Origin of the sequence: Pseudomonas persica, from assembly GCF_900291015.1 — a bacterium.
GTDB lineage: Bacteria > Pseudomonadota > Gammaproteobacteria > Pseudomonadales > Pseudomonadaceae > Aquipseudomonas.
Genome location: NZ_OLKL01000285.1, coordinates 1 through 248, shown reverse-complemented (window position 1 = coordinate 248; position 248 = coordinate 1). Strand labels below are relative to the sequence as shown.

Genomic DNA, 248 nt, shown 5'->3' with positions numbered 1-248 from the left:
GGTTGATGAGGTGCCGGGCATGCCGCTGGCGCGCTACGTGGAAGACTTCGATCTACCAGAGCTGGTGCGGGCCAACAAGTCGCGCATCAACGGCTTGCGCATCAAAGTCAAAGGCGATGTGTTCCTGGCCGATATCGCACCGCTGCAGTCCGAGCACGATGACAGCGAGGCGCTGGCCGGCGCGGTGCTTACCCTGCACCGCGCCGACCGGATCGGCGAGCGTATCTACAATGTGCGCAAGCAAGAGC

1 pseudogene is annotated in these 248 nt (G+C 63.3%); it reads left to right on the top strand.

Annotation, left to right across the window (positions count from 1 at the left end):
* Positions 1-248, top strand: a pseudogene (locus FQ664_RS26595) (AAA family ATPase); the annotation flags it as partial.